Here is a 1869-nt window from a genome sequence, read left to right as displayed (position 1 = left end):
GGGTGGAAGCCGGCGGATGGCCTCGGCGGGTGGCGTGGGGACTTCGGCGCTGGCGGAGCGTCTGGCCGCGTTGCCCGACGCCGAGCGGGACAAGGCCATCCTCGACCTGGTCAGGACCCATGTCGCCGGAGTGCTGGGACACGCCTCACCCCAGGGCATCGGCCCCGGCAAACCGTTCAAGGAGCTGGGCTTCGACTCCCTCACCGCGGTCGAGCTGCGCAATCGCCTCAAGGAGGCCACGGGGCTGCGGCTGACCGCGACGCTCGTCTTCGACTACCCGACCCCGGTCGTCCTGGCCGAGCACCTGGCGGCCGAGCTTCTCGGCGCCAGGGGCGCGGAAGAGCGGCAGACGGTGACGGGCGCCGCCGACGACGAGCCGATCGCGATCGTCGGCATGGGCTGCCGCTATCCGGGTGGGGTGACGACTCCCGAGGAGCTGTGGCAACTGGTCTCCTCCGGCGGCGACGGCATCTCGGCCTTCCCGATCAACCGGGGCTGGGACGTCGACGCCATCTATGACCCCGAGCCCGGCCGGCGCGGCAAGACCTACTCCACTGAGGGTGGATTCCTTCACGAGGCGGGCCGATTCGATCCGGCGTTCTTCGGCGTGAGCCCCCGTGAGGCGCTGGCGATGGATCCGCAGCAGCGGCTGCTCCTGGAGGTCTGCTGGGAGGCGTTCGAACGAGGAGGAATCGACCCGGAATCGCTGCGCGGCAGCCGGGCCGGAGTGTTCGCGGGTGTGATGTACCACGACTACGCGGGGCTTGTTCAGCAGGGGCGCGAAGACGTCGAAGGGCACCTGGGCACGGGTAACGCGGCCAGCGTGGTTTCGGGGCGCGTGGCCTACACCTTCGGGCTGGAGGGTCCCGCGATCACCGTGGATACGGCGTGTTCGTCGTCGCTGGTGGCGTTGCATCTGGCGGTTCAGGCGCTGCGGCAGGGGGAGTGCTCGCTGGCGCTGGCGGGTGGCGTAACTGTGATGGCCACGCCGGCCGCCTTCGTGGAGTTCTCCCGGCAGCGCGGGCTGGCGGCGGACGGCCGGTGCAAGGCGTTCTCCGAGTCGGCCGACGGGACGGGCTGGGGTGAGGGCGCGGGCGTGCTGCTGCTTGAGCGGTTGTCGGATGCTGTCGCGAACGGGCATGAGGTTTTGGCGGTGGTGCGGGGTTCGGCGGTGAATCAGGACGGTGCTTCGAATGGGTTGACGGCGCCGAATGGTCCGTCGCAGCAGCGGGTGATCCGGCAGGCGCTGGCGAGCGCACGGTTGTCGGTGGCGGATGTTGATGTGGTGGAGGCGCACGGCACGGGCACCACGCTCGGCGACCCGATCGAGGCCCAGGCGCTTTTGGCCACGTACGGCCAGGAACGTGACGAGCCGCTCTACCTCGGCTCGCTGAAGTCGAACATCGGTCACACCCAGGCGGCCGCCGGTGTCGGCGGTGTGATCAAGATGGTCATGGCGATGCGGCATGGGGTGCTGCCGAAGACCCTGCATGTGGATGAGCCGTCGTCCCACATCGACTGGTCCGCTGGTGCCGTGGAGTTGCTGAGGGAGTCGCGACCGTGGCCGTCGATCGACCGTCCGAGGCGGGCGGGCGTGTCCTCCTTCGGCTTCAGCGGCACGAATGCGCATGTGATTGTCGAGCAGGCGCCTGTGGTGGAGCCGGTGGAGCCTGTCGCCGAGCCGGCCTTGGATGGTCCGGTGGCGTGGGTGGTGTCGGGTAAGAGTGAGCGGGCGTTGCGGGATCAGGCGTTGCGGTTGCGGTCGTTTGTGGGTGATCGGCCGGGGGTGTCGCCGGTGGATGTGGGTTTGTCGTTGGTTGGTTCGCGGGCGTTGTTCGATCATCGGGCGGTGGTGGTCGGTGGTGGTCG

At 69.4% G+C, this 1869-nt stretch carries 1 protein-coding gene; it reads left to right on the top strand.

Annotation, left to right across the window (positions count from 1 at the left end; translation table 11 throughout):
* The coding region (locus AB0B72_RS40175) for a beta-ketoacyl synthase N-terminal-like domain-containing protein (protein ID WP_367745056.1) at positions 1 to 1869 on the top strand (1869 nt) is incomplete at both ends.

The sequence above is a fragment of the Microbispora sp. NPDC049125 genome (assembly GCF_040802045.1).
Lineage (GTDB): Bacteria > Actinomycetota > Actinomycetes > Streptosporangiales > Streptosporangiaceae > Microbispora.
The sequence above is the reverse complement of the archived record's forward strand: the minus strand, read 5'-3'. Positions and strand labels throughout refer to the sequence as shown.